The sequence below is a fragment of the Bacillus sp. SIMBA_008 genome (assembly GCF_046535495.1).
GTDB classification, from domain to species: domain Bacteria; phylum Bacillota; class Bacilli; order Bacillales; family Bacillaceae; genus Bacillus; species Bacillus subtilis.
The window spans coordinates 1-263 of the sequence record NZ_JAWRWL010000657.1; the positions used below are offsets into that span (position 1 = coordinate 1).

Annotated in this window: 1 protein-coding gene; it reads right to left on the reverse strand. The window is 47.1% G+C overall.

Going from position 1 to position 263, the window contains the following annotated elements:
• Nucleotides 1–263 (reverse strand): PDZ domain-containing protein (locus tag SB658_RS24845; RefSeq protein WP_410603069.1); only part of this gene is annotated, 263 nt, incomplete at both ends.

Genomic DNA, 263 nt, shown 5'->3' on the forward strand with positions numbered 1-263 from the left:
TAATGCGACGGCTTCGTTTACATTAAGGCCTTTAACGCTTTTGCCGTTGACCTTCAAGATCTGGTCATTCGGTTTAACCCCCGCTTTTTCCGCGGGTGACCCTTTAATCGGCGATACGATCAGGATGCTGCCGTCCTTTTCTTCCACTTGTGCGCCGATGCCTTCAAACGAAGCGGAAATTGTTTCTTCAAACGACTTTCCTTCCTGAGGATCCATATAAGAAGAATACGGATCATCCAGGGAACTGATCATGCCTTTTATCG